Source organism: Sphingopyxis sp. 550A (assembly GCF_053569535.1).
On record NZ_CM131615.1, the window covers coordinates 3,057,567 to 3,075,846 of the forward strand.

The 18,280-nt window shown below is 65.8% G+C and carries 15 protein-coding genes; 2 read left to right on the forward strand and 13 right to left on the reverse strand.

The annotated features are described in order from the left end of the window. From ACVENA_RS14670 to ACVENA_RS14700, 7 genes are read right to left on the reverse strand one after another with little or no spacing between them, the layout of a single operon-like run. Entirely contained in the window at positions 1-2,229 is a 2,229-nt protein-coding gene (locus ACVENA_RS14670; RefSeq protein WP_449325956.1) for a TonB-dependent receptor, read from the reverse strand. 23 nt (positions 2,230-2,252) lie between these two features. Then, complete coding sequence (locus ACVENA_RS14675; protein ID WP_449325957.1) at positions 2,253-2,723, reverse strand: cytochrome C; 471 nt, start codon at positions 2,721-2,723, stop codon at positions 2,253-2,255. Further along, positions 2,720-3,160, reverse strand: a complete 441-nt coding sequence (locus ACVENA_RS14680; RefSeq protein WP_449325958.1) for a c-type cytochrome — start codon at positions 3,158-3,160, stop codon at positions 2,720-2,722. Before ACVENA_RS14680 ends, ACVENA_RS14675 begins: the two co-directional genes overlap by 4 nt. Continuing rightward, the gene (locus tag ACVENA_RS14685) at positions 3,160-3,714 is read right to left on the reverse strand and encodes a methylamine dehydrogenase light chain (RefSeq protein ID WP_297665146.1); all 555 of its coding nucleotides are present in this window, start codon (positions 3,712-3,714) and stop codon (positions 3,160-3,162) included. The genes ACVENA_RS14680 and ACVENA_RS14685 overlap by 1 nt, the downstream gene beginning before the upstream one ends. Positions 3,715-3,744: 30 nt before the next feature. Further along, a complete protein-coding gene (locus ACVENA_RS14690) occupies positions 3,745-4,335 on the reverse strand; it encodes a redoxin family protein (RefSeq protein ID WP_257544243.1) in 591 nt (196 codons plus the stop codon). Further along, on the reverse strand, positions 4,332-4,850 hold the full coding sequence (locus ACVENA_RS14695; protein WP_257544245.1) for a MauE/DoxX family redox-associated membrane protein: 519 nt from the start codon (positions 4,848-4,850) through the stop codon (positions 4,332-4,334). The genes ACVENA_RS14690 and ACVENA_RS14695 overlap by 4 nt, the downstream gene beginning before the upstream one ends. Next, positions 4,850-6,016, reverse strand: coding sequence for an amine dehydrogenase large subunit (locus ACVENA_RS14700; protein WP_257544247.1), 1,167 nt, complete (start codon positions 6,014-6,016; stop codon positions 4,850-4,852). The genes ACVENA_RS14695 and ACVENA_RS14700 overlap by 1 nt, the downstream gene beginning before the upstream one ends. A 147-nt stretch (positions 6,017-6,163) precedes the next feature. Here ACVENA_RS14700 and ACVENA_RS14705 point away from each other — a divergent pair, with 147 nt between their 5' ends. Beyond that, on the forward strand, positions 6,164-6,823 hold the full coding sequence (locus tag ACVENA_RS14705) for a TetR/AcrR family transcriptional regulator (protein ID WP_257544272.1): 660 nt from the start codon (positions 6,164-6,166) through the stop codon (positions 6,821-6,823). A 62-nt stretch (positions 6,824-6,885) separates the two neighbouring features. Here ACVENA_RS14705 and ACVENA_RS14710 read toward each other — a convergent pair whose 3' ends face one another. The 5 genes from ACVENA_RS14710 to ACVENA_RS14730 all read right to left on the reverse strand — a co-directional run bounded on the left by ACVENA_RS14710 (position 6,886) and on the right by ACVENA_RS14730 (position 14,767). Beyond that, the gene (locus ACVENA_RS14710; RefSeq protein ID WP_257544274.1) at positions 6,886-7,056 is read right to left on the reverse strand and encodes a hypothetical protein; all 171 of its coding nucleotides are present in this window, start codon (positions 7,054-7,056) and stop codon (positions 6,886-6,888) included. Positions 7,057-7,225: 169 nt separating this feature from the next. After that, positions 7,226-9,436 (reverse strand): beta-glucosidase, encoded by a 2,211-nt coding sequence (locus ACVENA_RS14715; protein ID WP_449325959.1) that lies wholly within the window; start codon positions 9,434-9,436, stop codon positions 7,226-7,228. Between the two features lie 25 nt (positions 9,437-9,461). Further along, positions 9,462-11,201, reverse strand: coding sequence for an arylsulfatase (locus ACVENA_RS14720; RefSeq protein ID WP_449325960.1), 1,740 nt, complete (start codon positions 11,199-11,201; stop codon positions 9,462-9,464). 65 nt (positions 11,202-11,266) lie between these two features. Next, the gene (locus ACVENA_RS14725; protein WP_449325961.1) at positions 11,267-13,558 is read right to left on the reverse strand and encodes a TonB-dependent receptor; all 2,292 of its coding nucleotides are present in this window, start codon (positions 13,556-13,558) and stop codon (positions 11,267-11,269) included. 150 nt (positions 13,559-13,708) lie between these two features. After that, complete coding sequence (locus ACVENA_RS14730) at positions 13,709-14,767, reverse strand: LacI family DNA-binding transcriptional regulator (protein WP_449325962.1); 1,059 nt, start codon at positions 14,765-14,767, stop codon at positions 13,709-13,711. A gap of 139 nt (positions 14,768-14,906) precedes the next feature. Here ACVENA_RS14730 and ACVENA_RS14735 point away from each other — a divergent pair, with 139 nt between their 5' ends. Then, entirely contained in the window at positions 14,907-15,836 is a 930-nt protein-coding gene (locus ACVENA_RS14735) for a formylglycine-generating enzyme family protein (protein WP_449328946.1), read from the forward strand. A gap of 305 nt (positions 15,837-16,141) precedes the next feature. Here ACVENA_RS14735 and ACVENA_RS14740 read toward each other — a convergent pair whose 3' ends face one another. Continuing rightward, the gene (locus ACVENA_RS14740; protein WP_449325963.1) at positions 16,142-18,280 is read right to left on the reverse strand and encodes a TonB-dependent siderophore receptor; all 2,139 of its coding nucleotides are present in this window, start codon (positions 18,278-18,280) and stop codon (positions 16,142-16,144) included.

Below are 18,280 nucleotides of genomic sequence, written 5' to 3' on the forward strand. Positions count from 1 at the left end.
TCAGAATTTCGCGCCCACGGTCACGCCATAGGTTCGCGGAGTCCCGACATGGTTATAGTCGAAACCGAAGCCCGCGAGCAGGTCGACGCGCGAGGTGAAGTAGAATTTATTGGCGAGATTCTTGCCCCAGACCGACGCCGTCCAGCGCCCGTCGGCCGATTCCCAGTCGATATGTCCCGACAACAGGGCATAGGATTTCTGCCGCAGCCGGGGGACGTTGAGCACCTCGAAATATTGGTTCGACGAATAGTTGAGGTCGCCGTGCAGGCTGACCTTGCCGCTGCCGCCGTCGATCACCGTCGCGTCGAAGCCGCCGGTGAAAGTCAGCTTGGGAGCGTTCGACAGCCGGTTGCCGCTGACGTCGACGCCGCTCACCGTGCCGCGCTTGATCTTCGTGCTGAGCAGGCCAAGGCCGCCGCGCAATGTCACCATGTCGCCCGCGCGGACGGTCAGTTCGGCCTCGCCGCCCTGAATGCGCGAACGCGGGATGTTGAGCAGGGTTTGCGCCGCGGTCCCCGGATCGACGTTGATGAACTGCTGGTTGCTGTAGGTATAATGGAACATCGCCATGTTGAGCGTGACGCGGCGGTCGGCGAACTGGCTCTTCAGCCCCAGTTCGAACGCGTCGATCTTTTCGGCCTTCGCTACCGACAGTTCGGACGGATCGAAAAAGGCCTGCGCGTTGAAGCTCGGCGCGCGATAGCCGCGGCTGTAATTGCCATAGACCATCACGTCGGGGTTGATCTTGTAATCGGCGCCGATCTTGCCCGACAGATTTTCGGTGCTGTAGTCGAGCCGCGACGGCGGGATCAGGTTCGCGACGAGGACGCCGTCGACACCAAGAGCGTTCGATTCGAAATTGCTCTGCACGCCCTTGTCGTAGGTGAAGCGAAGGCCGCCGCGCAATGTGAGCTGATCCGTGACCTCGAAGCTCATGTCGGTATAGAGGGCATAGCTTTTCTTGACCTGATCGAAGCTGTTGCGGAACAGGCAGGCGAGCGGAAGACCGGCCGCGCAGTCGTCGACGTCGATCACGCCGTTGCCGTCGACGTCGATGTCCTTGCCGATCTCGAAGGTCGTTTCGATATAGACTTTTTCGCGATTGAAATAGGCGCCGAGGATGAAGTTGAACGGGCCGTCGAAATCGCTGGTCAGCCGCAGGTCCTGCGCGAATTGCGTTGCCCGGTCGGTATAGGGGATTTCGAGCAGTTCGGTCGCGGTTCCGTCGGTGTCCTCATAGAAGGCCAGCCGGCCCTTGTCCCACGAGGTAACGCTGGTGATCGCGAGCGCGTCGCTGAGATCGACGGTGCCGGTCAGCGACACCGACCAGGTGCGCGCGCGGCGGCGGTCGGTGACGTTCGCCTCGATCTGGCGCCGCCCCAGACCCGGACGGTTCACTGCCTCGGGCTGGGCATAGATGCCATAGTTGCGCGGGTTCTGATAACTGGTCGAGGCGCGGAGCACGAAGCGCGCGCTGTCACTCGGCTCGAACAACAGGCTGCCGCGCACGCCATATTCGCGCACGCTGGCAAGGTCGGGCTGGCCAGGAAGCTGGTTCTTGAACCAACCGTCGGCGCGTGCGAAGGTGAAGGCGACGCGCGCCGCCAGCGTTTCACCGAGCGGCACGTTCAGTGCGCCATTGGCCTCGTAGCGGTCGTAATTGCCATAGCCGAGGTTCAGATAGCCGTCGGTGCCGCCCAGTTCGGGCGCCCGGCTGATCAGATTGACCGCGCCGCCGGTGGTGTTCTTGCCGTAGAGCGTGCCTTGCGGCCCGCGCAGCACCTCGACGCGCTCGAGATCGTACATGGCGACGCCGAGGAACGCGAAATTGCCCTTGTAGACCTCGTCATAATAGGTCGCGACCGGGCTCGCCTGGTTGAGGCTGTAATCCGACATCGACACGCCGCGCAGCGCGAAGATCGGGGTGTTGTCGCCGACGGTCGAGGTGAGCTGGAGATTGACGATCTTGCCCGCGAGTTCGTCGGCCTGCGTCACCCGCTGCTTGTCGAGCGCATCGCCGCCGAGCGCGCTGACCGCGATCGGCACGTCCTGGAGCCGTTCGGATCGCTTTTGCGCGGTGACGACGATGTCGGTCCCGTCGTCGGCGACCGTCTCGGCCGGAGCGGGAGCGGCGGGGGCTTCCTGCGCCAGCGCCGGAACCGACGCTCCGGTCAGCAGCATCAGCAGCAGCATGGGGCGCACCGCCCCGCCTTCATTCACCTTGATCATCGAACATCCTCCCTGTTTTTTTGCTATTTCCCTGTCGTCATTTCCGCTTCGTCAAAGTCCGCCACCAGCCGGGCACGCACGGCGCTCGCTTCGGCCCGCAGCGGCTTGCTCCGCAGCCGACCGATTTCGGCGGCGGTGTAGGGTTTGAAATCGGCGGGCAGATGCGCGGGGTCGAACCGCGCTAGCGACCAGTTCACTACCTCCGCCAGATCGGCATCGGACAACGCCGCCGTCGCGACGCCCGGTACCCGCGCCAGATACTCGCGTCCGCCCGGCACCTGCAGGAAACGCGCGACGAAGCCCGCCATCGTCGGGGTCGTCTGCGGCGTTCCCGTGGCATCGGGGCGGTGGCATCCCTGGCATTGCAATATCCAGTGCTGCCGCGCGCGCACCGGATCGGCGACGCCGGGCATCGCGTCCGGACTGGCCGGGCCGGGTGTCGCCACGGCCGCCCCGGTCGCCAGCATCAGCGCGGGAACGGCCAGCCATTTCATTTGCCGGCGGTGCCCGGCTGCAGACGCGCCACGGCGGCAGGAGCAAGCGAGGCGCCCCCCGCGCGGTAGCCCGCGATTTCCTTTGCGGTGAACGCTTTCGCCGACGAACCGCGGACCACATGGTTGAGGACCGAGGCGATTTGCGCGTCATTGAGTCCGGCCTGCGCGGGCATCGTCCCGCGATAGATTTTTCCGGCAACGGTGATCGGCCCCGACACGCCGCGGATCACGACGAGCGCGAGGTAGCGGCGTCCGGCGGCCGTCGCCGCGAGCGCGCGGACATCGGCCTTCAACGGCGGAAAGGCGCCGGGCACGCCCGATCCATCGGCCAGATGGCAGGCCGCGCAACGCTTGTAGATCGTCGCGCCGTCCTGCGCGGTCGCCGGCGCTGCCGCCGCCAGCGCGGCCAGGGCAAGGAGGGTCGCCAGCCGCCGCATCACTGCTGCTCCAGCGCGACGCCGAGGATCACGGCGGTCGAGCAATTATAGACCGAACTCGAGGTGCCGAGGCACCAGTTGATGTCGTTGTTCGCCTGCGGGCGGACCATCGGCCGGTCGTTTTCGTTGCGGTTGCACAGGCAGCGCCCGCACGAGGATTTGCCGCAGCAGTCGTTATAGCTGATGATATAGGCGCGGTTGTCGGCGGGGTTCTGGCAGGTGCCGATCCAGGTGATCGGCGACATTTCGGTCCCCGGCGGGCACGAGCTCGGCGAGCCGCCGCAGCAGCTGCACAAAAATCCGTCGATCGCGCAATAGCGCCAATAATCGCATTTCGTCTGGTCGCCGGGATCCTGCGGATTGCCGCTCGATTGCGGCGCGACCGGATCGCCGCCGCCGCCGTGGGTCTGCGCCTGCGCCCGCGACACCGGCAGCACCGGGATGACCGCCGCGCCGGTCAGCGCGCCACCGATCAGCGTCAGCAGGCTGCGCCGCGAGGTCGCGCGCGCGACGTTGCGCGTCACCTTTTCCGAAAATTTGTCGAGACCCGACATATCCGTCCCCTTCCTGTCGTTTCGCCCGGCTCAACCGCGCGCGAGATAATCCTGAATCGAGGCGACGCGGCGTTCCTTGGCCTCGAACAGGCTTTCCAGATGCTCGCGATTGTTGACGAGGCCGAGCGAGGCGATGCGGCCCTCCTCGTCGATCAGCACCGCATAGGGGAGCTTCGAGACGCCGAGCGACCGGCCCAGTTCTTCCGACAGGACATAGTCGAAACCGGTGAGCCCCTCGGCGATCGCCAGCCGGCGGTGCGCGGCGGGATCGCCATCGCTCGCCAGCACCACATCGAGCCAGTCGTGCTCGGCGCCGCTCGCCGAGCGGACGATGGGGAGCAAAGTCTTGCAGACCGGACAGTCGGGCGAGAGAAAGAAGAGGAGCTGGCCGCGGCGATGACGCTTGCCGCCGATCGCGACCTGTCCGCCGTTCAGCGTGTCGAGCGTCATCGCGGGCGCCATGTCGCCGACATTGACCTTCTGGTGCAGCGTCAGCGCGCCGGCGGGTGCGATCCGCTCGTGCAGAACGCCGACCTGCCGCGCGAGCGCCGCGACGAGGACGCCGAGAACGGCGATGGCGATCCAGAGCAATATTTGCGAAGCGAGGAAAAATCCGGTCATCGAGTGACACTCCTGCGAGGTGCGGGAAGGCTGGCGAGCTCGCCGGCAGCAAAGAGCAGCGCGACAAAGGCGAGGGCGGCGAAGATCGACGGAATGTCGATGCCGCCGCCCCCGGCGGGAGAGAGGCAAAGCAGCAGCGCGGCGGCGGCGAGCGCCAGGGCGCGGATGATGGCGAAGCGGCCGATCCCGCTCTTGCGCGCACCGAAATCGCAGCCGCAATCGAGCCCGCCGTCGCCGCGCCGCCGCGCCGTGAGCAAGGCAGCGCCATATCCGGCCCACAGCAGCGCGGCGAGCAGCGCGCCGGTCGGCCGCGAAGCGGGAAAGAACAGCGCGAGCGCCGCCGCGAACTCGGTCGCAGCCGCCGCTATCGTCACCGGCATCGCGACGGCGGGCGACAGGCGCAGCAGGCCCGCGGTCGCCCGCGTCAGCCGCGCGCGCTCGACCAGCTTGTGCGCCGCCGCAGTCGTCAGGACGAGGGCGAGGAACAGCGCGAGGACGGGAAGCAGGGCGGCCATCAGCGCGCCGCCGTCATCGTCATCGGATCGTGCACGACACTGACGATCGTGCGGACGAACGCGCCGCTCGCCGCGTCATAGACGTCGAGCGATCCGTCGGGTCGCGAGGCGACGAGCAGCGGCTTTTCCTGCTGCGTCGCCTCGATCGACACGCTGTGGTTCCTGAGCGCGATGCGGCGGACCAGCGTCTTCGTTTTCGGATCGATCACCCACGCTTCGGTCCCGCCGTCCTTGTGCGTTCCCTCGCCGCTCTTGGGGTTCATCAGGATGTAGAGCAGCCCGGCGCGGTCGGCCGAGATCACCTGCCAGCCGCCCGGGCGCCATTCGGGTTCGCCGCCATCCTGCTTGGGAAGCGCGAAACTGCCGAGATCCTTGGCAGCGGCGCCTGAAAAATCGATTGCGCGCACATGGCCCTTGAAGCTGACGAACCAGCCCGTCCGCCCCACCATCGCGGGGGTCATGAACAGCGGATCGTCGTCTATGTCGTTGAACACGGCGCTGGTCACGGCCGGCCCGGCCTTGCCCGCGGCGTCGAGCGCGATGCTGGTCATCGTCCCGTCGGCGCAGAGCGAGGTGAAGCCGCGCGGCCCGGTCGGATAGACGAGCGAGCAACCCGGAAGCTCGATGTCCGACAATATCTTGCGGCCGTCGAGATCGACGACGGTGACCGACGAGCCGGGCGTGAAGTTGAACACCAGCGCCCATTTCTCGTCATTGGTGAGTTGCAGGCTGTTGCGCAGTGTGACGAACAGCCCGCGCTTGCCGCCGGGCAGGACGATCTCGTCCTTGGGGGTCAGCGTCTTCGTGTCCCAGATGGTGATGACGTCGGTCCGCTCGCCGCGCGTCAGCCGCGAATAGAAGGTTTCGCCGACATAGATTTCGCCGCGCGTGGTCGAGGGCAGCATGACGCCGAACTGCGCGACGGGAATCTGTCCGCGCAGATTATTATTCTCGGCACCGACGTCGACGATCGCCGCACGGCCGTCGGGCAGGCTGTTGAAGTGCAGGTCCTGCACGAAGACCCAGCTGCCCGGATAATGTTCGGGAAGTTCGGCGACGGTCGGGACCGGCTCTTCGGGCAGCGGCTGCGGATAGTCCGCGGCACTCGATGCGCTCGCCGACATCAACAATATGGCAAGAGCCGCCGCTCGGTCGATGCGCGCCATCCTCCGTCTCCCTCATCTGTTGCACCGGGCTCTGGTGGCCCGCATCCAAACATTATGCGATCGACTAAATTTAGTCAATCGAGTAAAGTCGGACGCTTGCCCGAGAGAGGCGAGTTGGCTACGCGGAAGCGCAGGAGGCCAAGAAAATTGACCAATTTCATCGTTCCGGACCTGAAGATCGCACCGCGGATCGGGGGTTATGCGCGCGGTCAGGATGGCTTCGAACAGATATTGCGGTCGGCCCTGTCGCTGCTCGTGAACCACGGCGCATCGGCTTTGACGCTTCGCCGCATCGCCGCCGAGTCGGGCATGAACGTCGGCAGCCTCAACTATTATTTCAGATCGAAGGAGGATCTGATTCGCGAACTGCTGAATGCCGTGATCAGCAGCTATGAAGAATCCTTCGACGAGATCCTCCACGAACCGGGCGCGAGCGCGGAAGCGCGGCTCGGGAATCTGGTCGCGCTAATCCTCGAGGACATCACCACCAAGAAAACGACGCGATTCTTCCCCGAACTCTGGGCGATGGCGAACCACGATGAATTCGTTCACGACCGGATGAACGATCTTTACGAGCGCGCGCGCGCCTCGCTCAATGAACTCATTGCCGAGATCAATCCAGCGCTTCCGGACGACGAGCGCGAGATATTGGCGCTGTTCATTTCGGGGTCAATGGAAGGGATGACGATGTTCGCGGGCTATGAAAAGCCATGGCGCAAGCAGATGCCGATGCTCGAAGTGATCGCGCGCCGCTCGTTCATCCATCTGGCGCGTACATTGCGCCCGGGCGAAATCAAAAGGTTATGACAAAAAAAAAGGCCGGCCCGCGGGTGCGGACCGGCCTTTTCGGACGGAGAGGATGAGGCCGATCAGTGGGCCTTCTTTTCGACCTTCTTCGCGGCGACGTGCTTGGCCGGGGCCTTCTTGGTCACCGCGGTCTTCGCCGGCTGGCTGGCGGGCGCGGTCGCCGCGAAAGCGGTTCCGCTGACGATTGCGAGCGACAAGGCACCGGCGGCGGCGAGTTTGGCAACGTTACGCATGGACTTTCTCTCCTTGACTGTTGATCCGCCCCTTCCAGTGCGGGCGAAGCCAGGGGAGCCGGTCCATGCCAGGGTCAGGGGGGATGGTGCGGACCGGCTCGACCCGACGAGAACGGGATAGACCCGTGCGCCTGCCCGGCGCATGACCGCCGCATTACAAGACGGTCATCTAGGACCGATCCTGCCAGACACGTGCCTTCAGCGACACCGCGACGGGCGTGGAGAGGGTTTCGGCATCCTCGCCGAGTGCGAAGCGATAGTCGCCCTTGGCGATCGTCCAGCCGGTCCCGTTCCAGTCGGCGAGCAGCCGCGGATCGATCGTCAGCCGGATCGTCCGTTCGGCCCCCGGCGCCAGTTCGACCCGCTGGAAACCGACCAGCCGCCGCACCGGCTTGCCATCGCGCGACACGAGATAGAGCTGCGCCACCGTCGCGCCCGCCCGCTCGCCGCTGTTGCGGACGGTGAAGCTGGCAGTCGCGCCGTCGGTCCTGAGCCCGTCCGTCGCGAAGCGCGTGTAGGACAGCCCATGGCCGAACGGGAACAGCGCCTTCACCCCGGTCCGCGCATTCCACCGATAGCCGACGTCCGACCCTTCGTTCATCGTCGCGGTGACGTGCGTGTTTTCGGGCGTGCCGTAGCCGGGGATTGCGGGACGCGGCAGCGTGTCGGTCGATGCGGGAAAGCTGACCGGCAGGCGGCCCGACGGATTGACCTTGCCGGTCAGCACGTCGGCGATCGCCGCAGCGCCCTCCTGCCCCGGATACCAGGCAGCGACGACCGCCTTCACCTTGTCCAGCCACGGCATGGCGACCGGATTGCCCGTTTCGAGCACGACGATGGTGTTGGGATTGGCCGCGACGGTCGCCTCGACGATCGCGTCCTGATTGCCGGGAAGCGACAGGTCGGGCGAATCGAACCCCTCCGCCTCATATTTGCTGACAAAGACGATCGCGACGTCGGAGCGCGCGGCGAGGGCGGCGGCGTCCTGCGGATAGAGGCCGGGATCGAAACCGACGTGCGCCTTGGGCAGGGCTTCGCGCAGCGCGGCGAGCGGCGCGCCCGCGAACCAGCGCTCGATCCGCCACGCGCCGATCGATCCCTCGCCGCCGCCAACCGGGATTGATGCCGCCCAGCCGCGCGGCGGCAGGCCCTGCGACGAGCCGCCGCCCGACAGTACGCCGACATGCGCGTTGCGGCCGATCACCGCGACCGAGCCGACGTTGGCGGCGAGCGGCAAGGCGTTCGTGTCATTCTTGAGCAGCACGATCCCCTGCTCGGCGATCCGCCGCGCGACCGCAGCGTGCGCCGCCATGTCGACCGCGGGCGCCGGACCCGCATCGACCAGCCCGTTCGCCTTCATCGAACGCAGGATGCGGCGAACCATGTCGGACAATCGGTCGCGCGTCAGGCTGCCGTCGGCGAGCTTGGCCTTCAGCGGCGCGTCGAACCAGACCTGCTTGTCGAGCTGCTCGCCCGCCTGCTGGTCGAGACCCTTGACCGCGAAGTCGGCGCCCGACACCGCGCCCCAGTCGGACATCACCCAGCCCTTGTAGCGCCAGTCCTTCTTGAGGACGGTGTTCAGCAGATGGTCGTTGCCGCACGCCTTTTGCCCGTTGACCAGATTATAGGCGCACATCACCGAGCCGGGATGGCCGCGCTCGATCGCGATCTGAAAGGCGAGCAGGTCGCTTTCGCGATGCGCCGCCTCATCGATCTCGGCGTTCCATGTGTGGCGGTTGGTCTCGTTCGAATTGAGCGAGAAATGCTTGACGGTCGAGACCACCCCCGCCGACTGCGCGCCGCGCACCGCCGCGCCGCCCATGATGCCCGACAGCAGCGGATCTTCGGAAATATATTCGAAATTGCGCCCGTTCCGCGGATCGCGGATCAGGTTCATGCCGCCGCCGAGCAGGACGTTGAACCCCTTGGCGCGCGCCTCGCTCGCCACCGCCTCGGCGCCCGCGAAGGCCAGGTCGGGGTTGAAACTCGCACCGAGCGCAAGGCCGGCGGGCAGCGCGGTTGCACTGTCGCCCTTGCGGATGCCGAAGGGGTTGGTGACGCCCAGGCTGGCGTCGGTCGCGCGCTGCGACGGGATGCCGAGGCGCGGCACGCCCGCGACATAGCCCGCACCCGGAATCACGTCTTTCGGCCATTTCGCCTGCCATTCGGGGTCGGCATAAGGTCCGATCGGAATCGGCATGAAGCCGTGGAGCAGCGAGAAACGCTCGTCGTCGGTCATCTGCGCTTCGGTCTTCGCGGCCCAGTCGTCGGCCGCCGCCTCGGCCGCCGCGAACGGTGCCGCCTGATCCTTCGCCGAAGCCGTCATCGCCGCGCTCCCCAGAAGCATCGCCAGCGCCATCGTCGCATAATGTCCTCGCATCCTTACCGCTCCCCTGTTTCTGGCTTCATCCTTCGTGTCCGGCAACCGGGTGCCGATCGAACATGTCGGACAGCCGGCACGTCAGCGCCCCCGGCTGCGCCAGCACGCCGTTGCCGTAACGCGCCCATTGATCGTCCCACAGCGCCTTCAGTTCGGCGACCTTGGCCGGATAGCGGGCGGCGAGATCGGTGCTTTCCGAAAAATCACGGTCGAGGTCGAACAGCTCCCAGCGGTCGTTCGCATAGGGCTGGTCGCAATCGTGGAGCGCGACCGCGCGCCAGCGGCCGCTGGTGATCGCGCGATTGCCGCGCAACTCGAAATATTGGACCTGCCGGCCGGGCGCCTTGCGGCTCTGCACCGTCGGCAGGAAGGAGCGGCCCGCGACCGGAATCTGGGCCACGCCGCCGACAACCGGATCGAAACGCGCGCCGACTGCTTCGAGCAGGGTCGGCGCGATATCGACGACATCGACGAACTGCCGCCGGATCGCGCCCGGGTCCGTCACATGGCGCGGCCAGTGAAAAATCATCGGGGTGCGGGTGCCGCCCGAATAGGGCCACAGCTTGTATCGCCGCAGCGGCGTGTCGCCGACCATCGCCCACGGGCGCGGATATTCGGCCTGCGTCCGCGCGGTTCCCAGGTCGTCGATGCGCGCGCGCTGCTCGGCCGGAGTCAGGCTGTTCGCGCGATAGAGCCCGTCGAAGAAACCGCTCTGCCCCGCCTCCGACGCCGCACCATTGTCGGACAGAAGGATGATGATCGTATTGTCGAACAACCCCTGTTCGCGCAGCGCGCCCAGCAGGCGGCCGATCTGCCGGTCGCAATGCTCGATGAAACCCGCATAGACCGCCATATAACGGGCAAAAACGGCCTTTTCGTCATCCGACAGTTCGGTCCACGCCCGGTCGCGCGGTTCGCGCGGCGGCAGACGGGTATTGGCGGGGATCAGCCCCATCCGCTTCATGCGGACGAAGCGGTCCTCGCGGACCTGGTCCCACCCCTTTTCGTAGATCGCGTCATAGGGCGCCGAATATTCGCGCGGCACCTGGATCGGCGAATGCGCGGTGCCGAAACCGAGGTTCATGAAAAAGGGGCTGTCGTTCTTTTCCGCGACATGGCGTTCGATCAGGTCGATCGCCTTGTCGGCGAGGTCGACCGACAGATGATAGCCGGCGGGAAAGTCGCGGCTGATATAGGCATTATTCTCGACCAGCTCGGGCCGATACTGGTCAGTCCAACCCCTCGGAAAGCCGTAGAAATAGTCGAAACCGCGCTGGAGCGGCCAATTGTCCCGCCCGGTGCCCTCCCCCAGTTCGTCCATCGGGATCATGTGCCATTTGCCGACCGCCCAGGTGGCATAGCCCCGCCCTTGCAGCGCCTGCGCCATCGTCTGCGCATTGCCCGGCATCCGGAACAATCGCGCCATCTGGGGATCGCCCGGCAGCACCGCGGCGACATCGGGCACGTCGGGCATGTTGACCGTGTGGCAATTGCGCCCGGTCAGCAACGACGCGCGGGTCGAGGCGCAGACGGACTTGGTGTCGAAATGCACGTAGCGCAGCCCTGCCTTGGCAAGGCTGTCGATCGCCGGGGTGCGGATCTCGGCGCCGAAACAGCCGATATCCGAATAGCCCACATCGTCGAGCAGGATGGTGATGATATTGGGCCGCGGCCCCGCCCTGCCGAGCGCGCGCGCGGACGCCAGGCCGCACAGGGTCGTGGTAGCCAGAAGGGTGCCGACGAAGCGGCGGCGGGAATAATCCATCGATCGGCTCCATATTCCGGCGGGGACGCGGCGCACGCGCCGGCGTCCCCGCCGTCTGCGATGGGTCAGAAGCGAACCCGGCCTTCGACCCCGAAGGTGCGGAAGGCATCGGGGGTCAGCAACTGCGTGTAACCGGCGCCCGTCGCCGACGTGTCGAGCAGACCGGCACCGATGAAGCTCGCGAAATGCTTTTTGGTCAGATTCTTGCCGAATAACGAAACGCCATAGCGGCCGTCCTGCGTCTCGAGCGACAGGCGCCCGTTCAGCAGACCGTAACCCGGCTGCGCGGTGTTCGGGTCGCGATAGCCGAACAGCGTCTTCGACCGATAGGTGAACGCCAGATTGGCGCTGCCGCGCAGGGTGCTGCCGATGTCGGCACCATAGTTGGCGTTCAGCGTCCACGCCCATTTCGGCGCGTTGGTCAGCGCTTCGCCGGTCACGTCCTGACGGCCGCCGACACAGCCCTGCGCCGCGGTCTGCCCGGCATAGCAGCTCACGACCAGCCCGCGCACCTCGGTATCGGTAAAGGCAAGGTTGCCCGACAGATTCAGCCCGTCGACCGGCCGCAGAATCGCCTCGACCTCTGCCCCCTTGGTGATCAGCTTGCCCGCGTTGGTGAGCTGGAACGAGGTCAGGAGCGCGCTGTAGGTCTGCGCCTGGAAATCGGTGAAAGTCTCGTAAAAGCCCGTGACGTTCAGCGTCAGCATCCGGTCGAACAGCGTCGTGCGAACGCCGGCTTCCCAGTTGCGCGCGATCTCGGGCCGCAGCACCGCCAGCCCCGCATCGACCGTCACCGCGGTCAGATTGTTGAGCATGTTGAGCGCCGGCCCCTTGTAGCCGCGCGTATAGGTGGCATAGGCCATGACATCGGGCGACGCCTGATATTGCACGCCCAATTTATAGCTGAGGTCGGTGTCGGTGGCCTTCAGCGTCGGCGCGACATAGGCGGGTCCGCCAAGGCTCGGCATCGCCGCGACGGCGCCCGGCAGGATCGTCCGGTCGAAATGCGCCACCGCCTGCTCGGAAGTCAGGCGAAAGCCGCCGATCAGCGACAGGCTGTCGGTCAGATGCCCGGTCACCTGTCCGAAGGCTGCGACATTCTTGGTCGTGATGTCGCGGTCGACCTGGTTGCCGAGATAGAGGTCGCCGGGCAGGTTCACGACCAGCTTGCCCTTCACCTGCGTCTGGCTGACGACGTCCTGCCAGAAATAGAAGAGGCCGACGACATATTCGATCGGCTCGCCCGCGGGCGACGTCAGCCGCAGTTCCTGCGTGAACTGCTGCTGTTTCTGGCGGGCGTTGTTGAGGCTCACCACCGGCAGCGGAACGCCATCGGGGTCGTTGTTGTCGAACACCTTGAACTCGCGATAGGCGGTGATCGAGGTGATCGTCTGGCCCCCGAGTTCGGTGTTGATCTCGACCGACGCGCCGCCGGTCTTCTGATGGTTGAAATAATCGCCGTCGATCGTCACCTCGCGGTTGAGCGGGCCGAGCGTCTGTCCGGCGAGCAGGTCGGCGCGTGTGTCGCCATTGTAATAGACCGTCGTCGGCAGCACCGAGCGCACGGTCGAGACACAGCAATTGCGGTTGCTCTCGCCATAGTCGCCGATCACATAGATCGAGGTGACGTCGCTCGGCTCGAACAGCAATTTGCCGCGCACGCCCCAACTGTCGTTGTCGTTGAGCTTTTCGCCGTTGACGGTGTTGGTGATGATCCCGTCGGCCTTCGACCGGAATCCCGAGATGCGCAGCGCTGCGCGCCCCTGATCGAGCACCAGCGAACCCGTGGCTTTCAGGCGGACATCGTCGAAGGTGCCATAGCTCGCCGACGCCTCAAGGCTCGATTCGTTGAGATCGGGCTTGCCGGTGACGACGTTGAGCGCGCCGGCCGAGCTGTTCTTGCCGAACAGGGTTCCCTGCGGCCCGCGCAGCACCTCGATGCGCTCGATATCGTTGAAATCGAAGAAGGACGCCGCCGAGCGGCCGATGACGACGCCGTCGATCACCGTCGAGACCGAAGGCTCGACGCCGTCGGAGAAGTTGAGGGTGCCGATGCCGCGGATCGAAAGCCCCTGCCCGCGCGTGTTGGCGCTGTTGGTGAAGCCGATCGAGGGCGAAACCAGCGATAGCTGTTCGAGCCCGCTGACCCGGTTGTCGGCCAGCGCCGCCGCCGACAGGACCGACACCGAAACCGGCACTTTCTGAAGATTTTGCTCGCGCTTTTGCGCGGTCACGACGATCTCGTCGCCCGAGACGTCGTCCGCCGGAGCGGGCGCCTCCTGCGCGTGCGCGGCAACCGGCGCCGACAGCGCAAGGACAGCACTGCCCATCCAAAAGGCTTTGCGGCGATATGTCATGTCTTCCTCCCCAGATTGCCGCCGTCGCCATGGCGACAGCAGCGAAGTCCTGCCCTCGAATGATTCGGGACAACGTTGTCTCGACCTCCTAAGACGGCATCGGCCAATCGTCAATATCGGGCGTTCGATCGATGAAAGCGGCGGCCGGTCTCAGTCCGGCGCCGGGGCGAGCGACTGACGCGTCGCGAGTTCATACGGCATGGTCACGACCCGGTTCCAGTCGGCCGCGGCCCCTCCTTCGCGGGCGATGAGCCGTTCGCCCGCGATCCGCGCAATGTCGATCGTGGGCTGGCTGACGGTGGCGAGGCGCGGCCAGCTATGTTCGGAAATGGCGAGGCCGCCGAACCCCACGAGCGACAGTTGGCGCGGCACTTCGATACCGCAATCGACCGCCGCCGCGAGCACGCCGGCCGCCATTTCGTCGTTCGCAGCGAAGATCGCCGTCGGCCGCTCGGAAAGCGACAGCAACTCGCGCCCCTTCTCGAACCCCGAGGTGAACAGGAAATTGCCCTGCCGCACCTCGACCGTGACGCCGGCAACCCGGCGCACCGCCTCAAGGAAACCCGTCCGGCGTTCGCCGAGCGCGACGTGGCTGCGGGGGCCATCGATGAAGCCGATCCGCCGATGCCCGCGCGACAGGATCGCCTCGCCCACTTCGCGCGCCGCACTCTTATTGTCGATGACGAGGCAGAGCGCGCGGTCGAGATCGAGCCCCGGATTGATCCGCGCGCAAGCGATGCCGCGGCTGTCGAGCAGATCGAGCACCCACGGCGTGTCGCACAGCGGCGGCACCAGAATGACTCCGTCGAGCTTCACGAGATCGAGGAAGCGGCCCAGCATCGCCTGCGCTTCCGGCGTGCCGCCGGGCGAGATATTCTCGATCACCAGATGATATTCGGCCGCGTGGCAGGCCTGCAGCAGCCCCAGGATCACGTCGGCGGCGTAGCTCGGCATGCGGCGGTCGGGTTCGGGCGATTGGGCGATCGTCTGCGTCTGCGACCCGACGATCAGCCCCAGCGCGTGCGCCTTGCCGCCGCGCAGCAGCCGGGCGGCGCGATTCGGCTTGTAATCGAGGTCGCGCATCGCCTTTTCGACCCGCGAGCGCAGGTCCTCGGCGACCGTCGGCGCGCCGTTCAGGACACGCGAAACGGTCTTGAACGACACGCCCGCATGGTTGGCGATATCGATGATCGTGACTGGCCGCTTCAAAAATCCTCCCCATGCTGCGATCGTTGAGCTAACCGCCCCCTGACGATAGACGGCGGCGGATGCAAATCAAAGCCGGCCCGAAGCGGGGGTGACCATGCGCAACACGAACGGCGAGATTTCCGCAAACGGGCCGCCGGGCATGGTCTTCCTGCCCGGCGGAACCTTCGCCATGGGATCGCGGAATTTCTACCCTGAGGAAGCCCCCGTCCGCCAGGTGCGGGTCGATGGCTTCTGGATCGACGCCGCGCCCGTCACCAACCGCGACTTTGCGCGCTTCGTCGCCGTGACGGGGCATGTCACGGCCGCCGAAATCGCGGCCGATCCCCGCGATTATCCGGGCATGCTGCCCGGCATGGATCGCCCCGGCTCGCTTGTCTTTCGCAAGACCCGCGGCCCCGTCGATCTCGGCAACCCCGCCAACTGGTGGCGGTTCGAATTCGGCGCCGACTGGCGCCATCCGGACGGCCCCGAAAGTTCGATCGCGGGGTTCGAAGATCATCCGGTCGTCCATATCGCCTATGCCGATGCGGAGGCTTATGCCGCATGGGCGGGCAAGGCGCTGCCGACCGAGGCGGAATGGGAATATGCCGCGCGCGGTGGCTTGGACGGCGCCGACTATGCCTGGGGCGATGAACTGGCACCCGGGGGCGCGATGCTCGCCAACTATTGGCAAGGCCTCTTTCCCTTCGCCAACCAGCGCCTCGACGGCTGGGAGGGCACCTCGCCGATCGGCAGCTTCCCCGCCAACGGCTTCGGGCTGCACGACATGATCGGCAATGTCTGGGAATGGACGCAAGACTGGTGGTCCGCACCCGCGGCGAGCATGAAGCGTCCCGGCAAATCCTGCTGCGCGATCGACAATCCGCGCGGCGGGCCGCTGCGGCGGAGCTATGACCCCGCCCAACCGGATATCCGCATCGGCCGCAAGGTGCTCAAGGGCGGCTCGCATCTTTGCGCCCCCAACTATTGCCAGCGCTACCGACCGGCCGCCCGTCACCCTGAAACCATCGACAGCTCCACGAGCCATATCGGTTTCCGCTGCGTGGCCCGAAGCGCCATCGAATCCTGACCTGTCAGAAATCCAGCCACCGGCCATTGTCCCGCCGAAGTAATGGCCGACGGCTCGGCTTCCAGCACCGAGCCCCTCCAGCGTCGTGGGTTCGCGTGCCGTTGCCGGAAAATTGTCGCTGGCATCGAGGACCGCCTCGGACAGTGCGCGCCCGAAATCTCGTGATCAGCCGGTAATCAGCCAAGTCCGTGCCATGTTGCGCCTGAGCGCCGATGCGGCGAAGGTCCCCGCAAATGTCCTGCCGGCCCGAAAGACGGCCGACGGCACCTTGGACGCCGTGAAATGCCGTTAGCTCAGCCCGTGCCTTAAAATCGCTTCGACAAGCTGAGCCGCCAACTCCGCGGCTCGCCCGGTGTCACGCGGTCGACGCAGCAACTGTCGGGGAAATAGCGCTTGTCGAACAGATTGTTGACGTTGAGGCGGATCGTCCAGTCGCGATAGGCATAGGAGAGACCGGCGTCGAAGAGCGCATAGCCCGGCAGCGCGAACAGCGACAGCGCATCGAAATTACCGTCGAAATCCAGATCTTCGGGGTAATTGTTACCGACCTTGCGGCTGTTGTACTGGAAGCCCGCGTTGATCCCCAGATTGGCGAGCGGACCCGACGGCACGATATATTCGCCGAAGATATTCAACCCATGCTTGGGCACATTCTGAAGCCGCGCGCCGACCGGCAGCAGATTATCCTTCGTGATCGTCGCGTCGAGATAGGAATAGGCGATGGCGAGCGTCGCGCCGGGCGCGGGATGCCAGGTGCCCTCGACCTCGATCCCGCGGCTGCGCTGCTCGCCCGTCGTGATGTAGAAGAAGGGGTTGGCCGGGTCCTCCGTCGCGACATTCTGGCGCCGCAAGTCGAAGACCGAGATCATGCCGCTCAGGCGGTTCCCCGACTGAAACTTGATCCCAGCCTCGACATTGCGCCCCGTTTCGGGCGGCAACGTGTCACCGTCGACGGTGAAATAGCCGGGCTGCGGCACGAAGGACCGCGACCAGCTCGCATAGAGCGCGGCGCCGGGCGCGACATTGACCGTCGCGCCGATCCGCGGGCTGAATTTCCTGTCCTTCTGCCCGTCGGCGCTCGCCCAGTCGTAGCGGCCGCCCAGCGTCAGCGTCGCGACATCGCCGAAATTCAGATGGTCCTGGATATAGAGGCCCGTCTGCCGCGTCTTGCCGCCGCCCGCATAGGCGGCCGCCGGATCGTGGATGAGCGGCGTGTCGAAATCGGGATCGAGCAGGTCGAGTGGGTTCGCCGCCGAATCGAAATTGCTGGCATCGTCACGATAGGCACTCTTGCTGCTGCGATAGTCGAGCCCGACCATGATGTCGTGCTTAACGATGCCGGTCGCGACCTTCAGCGCAAAGCGGCTGTCGACCGCAATGTCCTTGTCGCGCTCGTAGAAGGGACCATAGATATAGCGTCCGGCGATATGGCCCTGCTGCACGCCATCGACAATATCGCTATCGACGAAGCCCGCCCAGAAAACCCAGTTATTGTAGAATGTCTTGCGATCGGTGTAGCGGAGCGTCTGGTTGAACGACAGCGCATCCGAAAATTGATGGTCGAAGACATAGCCGGCGTGAACATAGCGCTGGTTCTGGATCGCGTGATCGACCTCGTCATTGTTGATCGAAAAGTCGATCGGCTGATCACCATAGGCCCAGGGCAGCACCGTTCCCCACGCTGACACCGGCGACCACGGCCGGTCGTGGTTGCGCTCGTAGCGGCCGAGCAGCGTGAGGCGCGTCGCCGGGCTGATGTTCCACGTCAGCGACGGCGCGACATAGATGCGGTTCTTCGACGCGAAGTCGACGAAATCGCCGCTGTCGCGGAACAACAGGTTGATGCGGCCGAGCAGCGCACCGTCGGCGGTGAGCGGCGCATTGGCGTCGAGGCTCGCCTCGACGAGGCCGTAGGAGCCGGTCGCGATCGAGGCATCGGCGAAGCCTTCGGGCTTGGGGCGCTTGCTGACGAGGTTGACGATGCCGCCGAGCGGCGCCGAGCCGAAGAGCATCGACGCCGGTCCCTTCACCACCTCCACCTGTTCGAGCCCGGCCAGCTCATTGTTGGTCCCTGCCGAGTTCAGGCTGGCGAGCCCGTCGAGATAGACGCTGCCATAGGCCGCGTCGAAGCCGCGAATCTGATAGGCGTCGTAAAAGCCGTAGGTGCTGCTGCGCGACACACCCGCGACGCCGCGCAGCGCCTCCGCCAACCGCGTCACTCCGCGTTTCTCCAGATCCTCGGCGGTAATCACCGAAATCGCCTGCGGCGTCTCGATGAGCGGAATGTCGGCCTTGCCGGCCTCGGGAACCGTTTCATATCGGTCGGCGGTGACGACGATGTCGCGCTGCGTCTGCTCGTCGGCTTCGGCGGCCGCGGCGGGCAAGGCGAGGATGAGCGACAGCGCGGTCCCGACGATCAGACGGCCGGCAATGGTCCTGGACAT

Coding starts and splice junctions, on each gene's coding strand:
- ACVENA_RS14700 (WP_257544247.1), bottom strand. CDS start 6,016: ATGGCGCGCATCGACCGAGCGGCGGCTCTTGCCATATTGTTGATGTCG.
- ACVENA_RS14735 (WP_449328946.1), top strand. CDS start 14,907: ATGGTCTTCCTGCCCGGCGGAACCTTCGCCATGGGATCGCGGAATTTC.
- ACVENA_RS14720 (WP_449325960.1), bottom strand. CDS start 11,201: ATGGATTATTCCCGCCGCCGCTTCGTCGGCACCCTTCTGGCTACCACG.
- ACVENA_RS14685 (WP_297665146.1), bottom strand. CDS start 3,714: ATGTCGGGTCTCGACAAATTTTCGGAAAAGGTGACGCGCAACGTCGCG.
- ACVENA_RS14725 (WP_449325961.1), bottom strand. CDS start 13,558: ATGACATATCGCCGCAAAGCCTTTTGGATGGGCAGTGCTGTCCTTGCG.
- ACVENA_RS14675 (WP_449325957.1), bottom strand. CDS start 2,723: ATGAAATGGCTGGCCGTTCCCGCGCTGATGCTGGCGACCGGGGCGGCC.
- ACVENA_RS14680 (WP_449325958.1), bottom strand. CDS start 3,160: ATGCGGCGGCTGGCGACCCTCCTTGCCCTGGCCGCGCTGGCGGCGGCA.
- ACVENA_RS14715 (WP_449325959.1), bottom strand. CDS start 9,436: ATGCGAGGACATTATGCGACGATGGCGCTGGCGATGCTTCTGGGGAGC.
- ACVENA_RS14740 (WP_449325963.1), bottom strand. CDS start 18,280: ATGTCCAGGACCATTGCCGGCCGTCTGATCGTCGGGACCGCGCTGTCG.
- ACVENA_RS14710 (WP_257544274.1), bottom strand. CDS start 7,056: ATGCGTAACGTTGCCAAACTCGCCGCCGCCGGTGCCTTGTCGCTCGCA.
- ACVENA_RS14695 (WP_257544245.1), bottom strand. CDS start 4,850: ATGGCCGCCCTGCTTCCCGTCCTCGCGCTGTTCCTCGCCCTCGTCCTG.
- ACVENA_RS14670 (WP_449325956.1), bottom strand. CDS start 2,229: ATGATCAAGGTGAATGAAGGCGGGGCGGTGCGCCCCATGCTGCTGCTG.
- ACVENA_RS14690 (WP_257544243.1), bottom strand. CDS start 4,335: ATGACCGGATTTTTCCTCGCTTCGCAAATATTGCTCTGGATCGCCATC.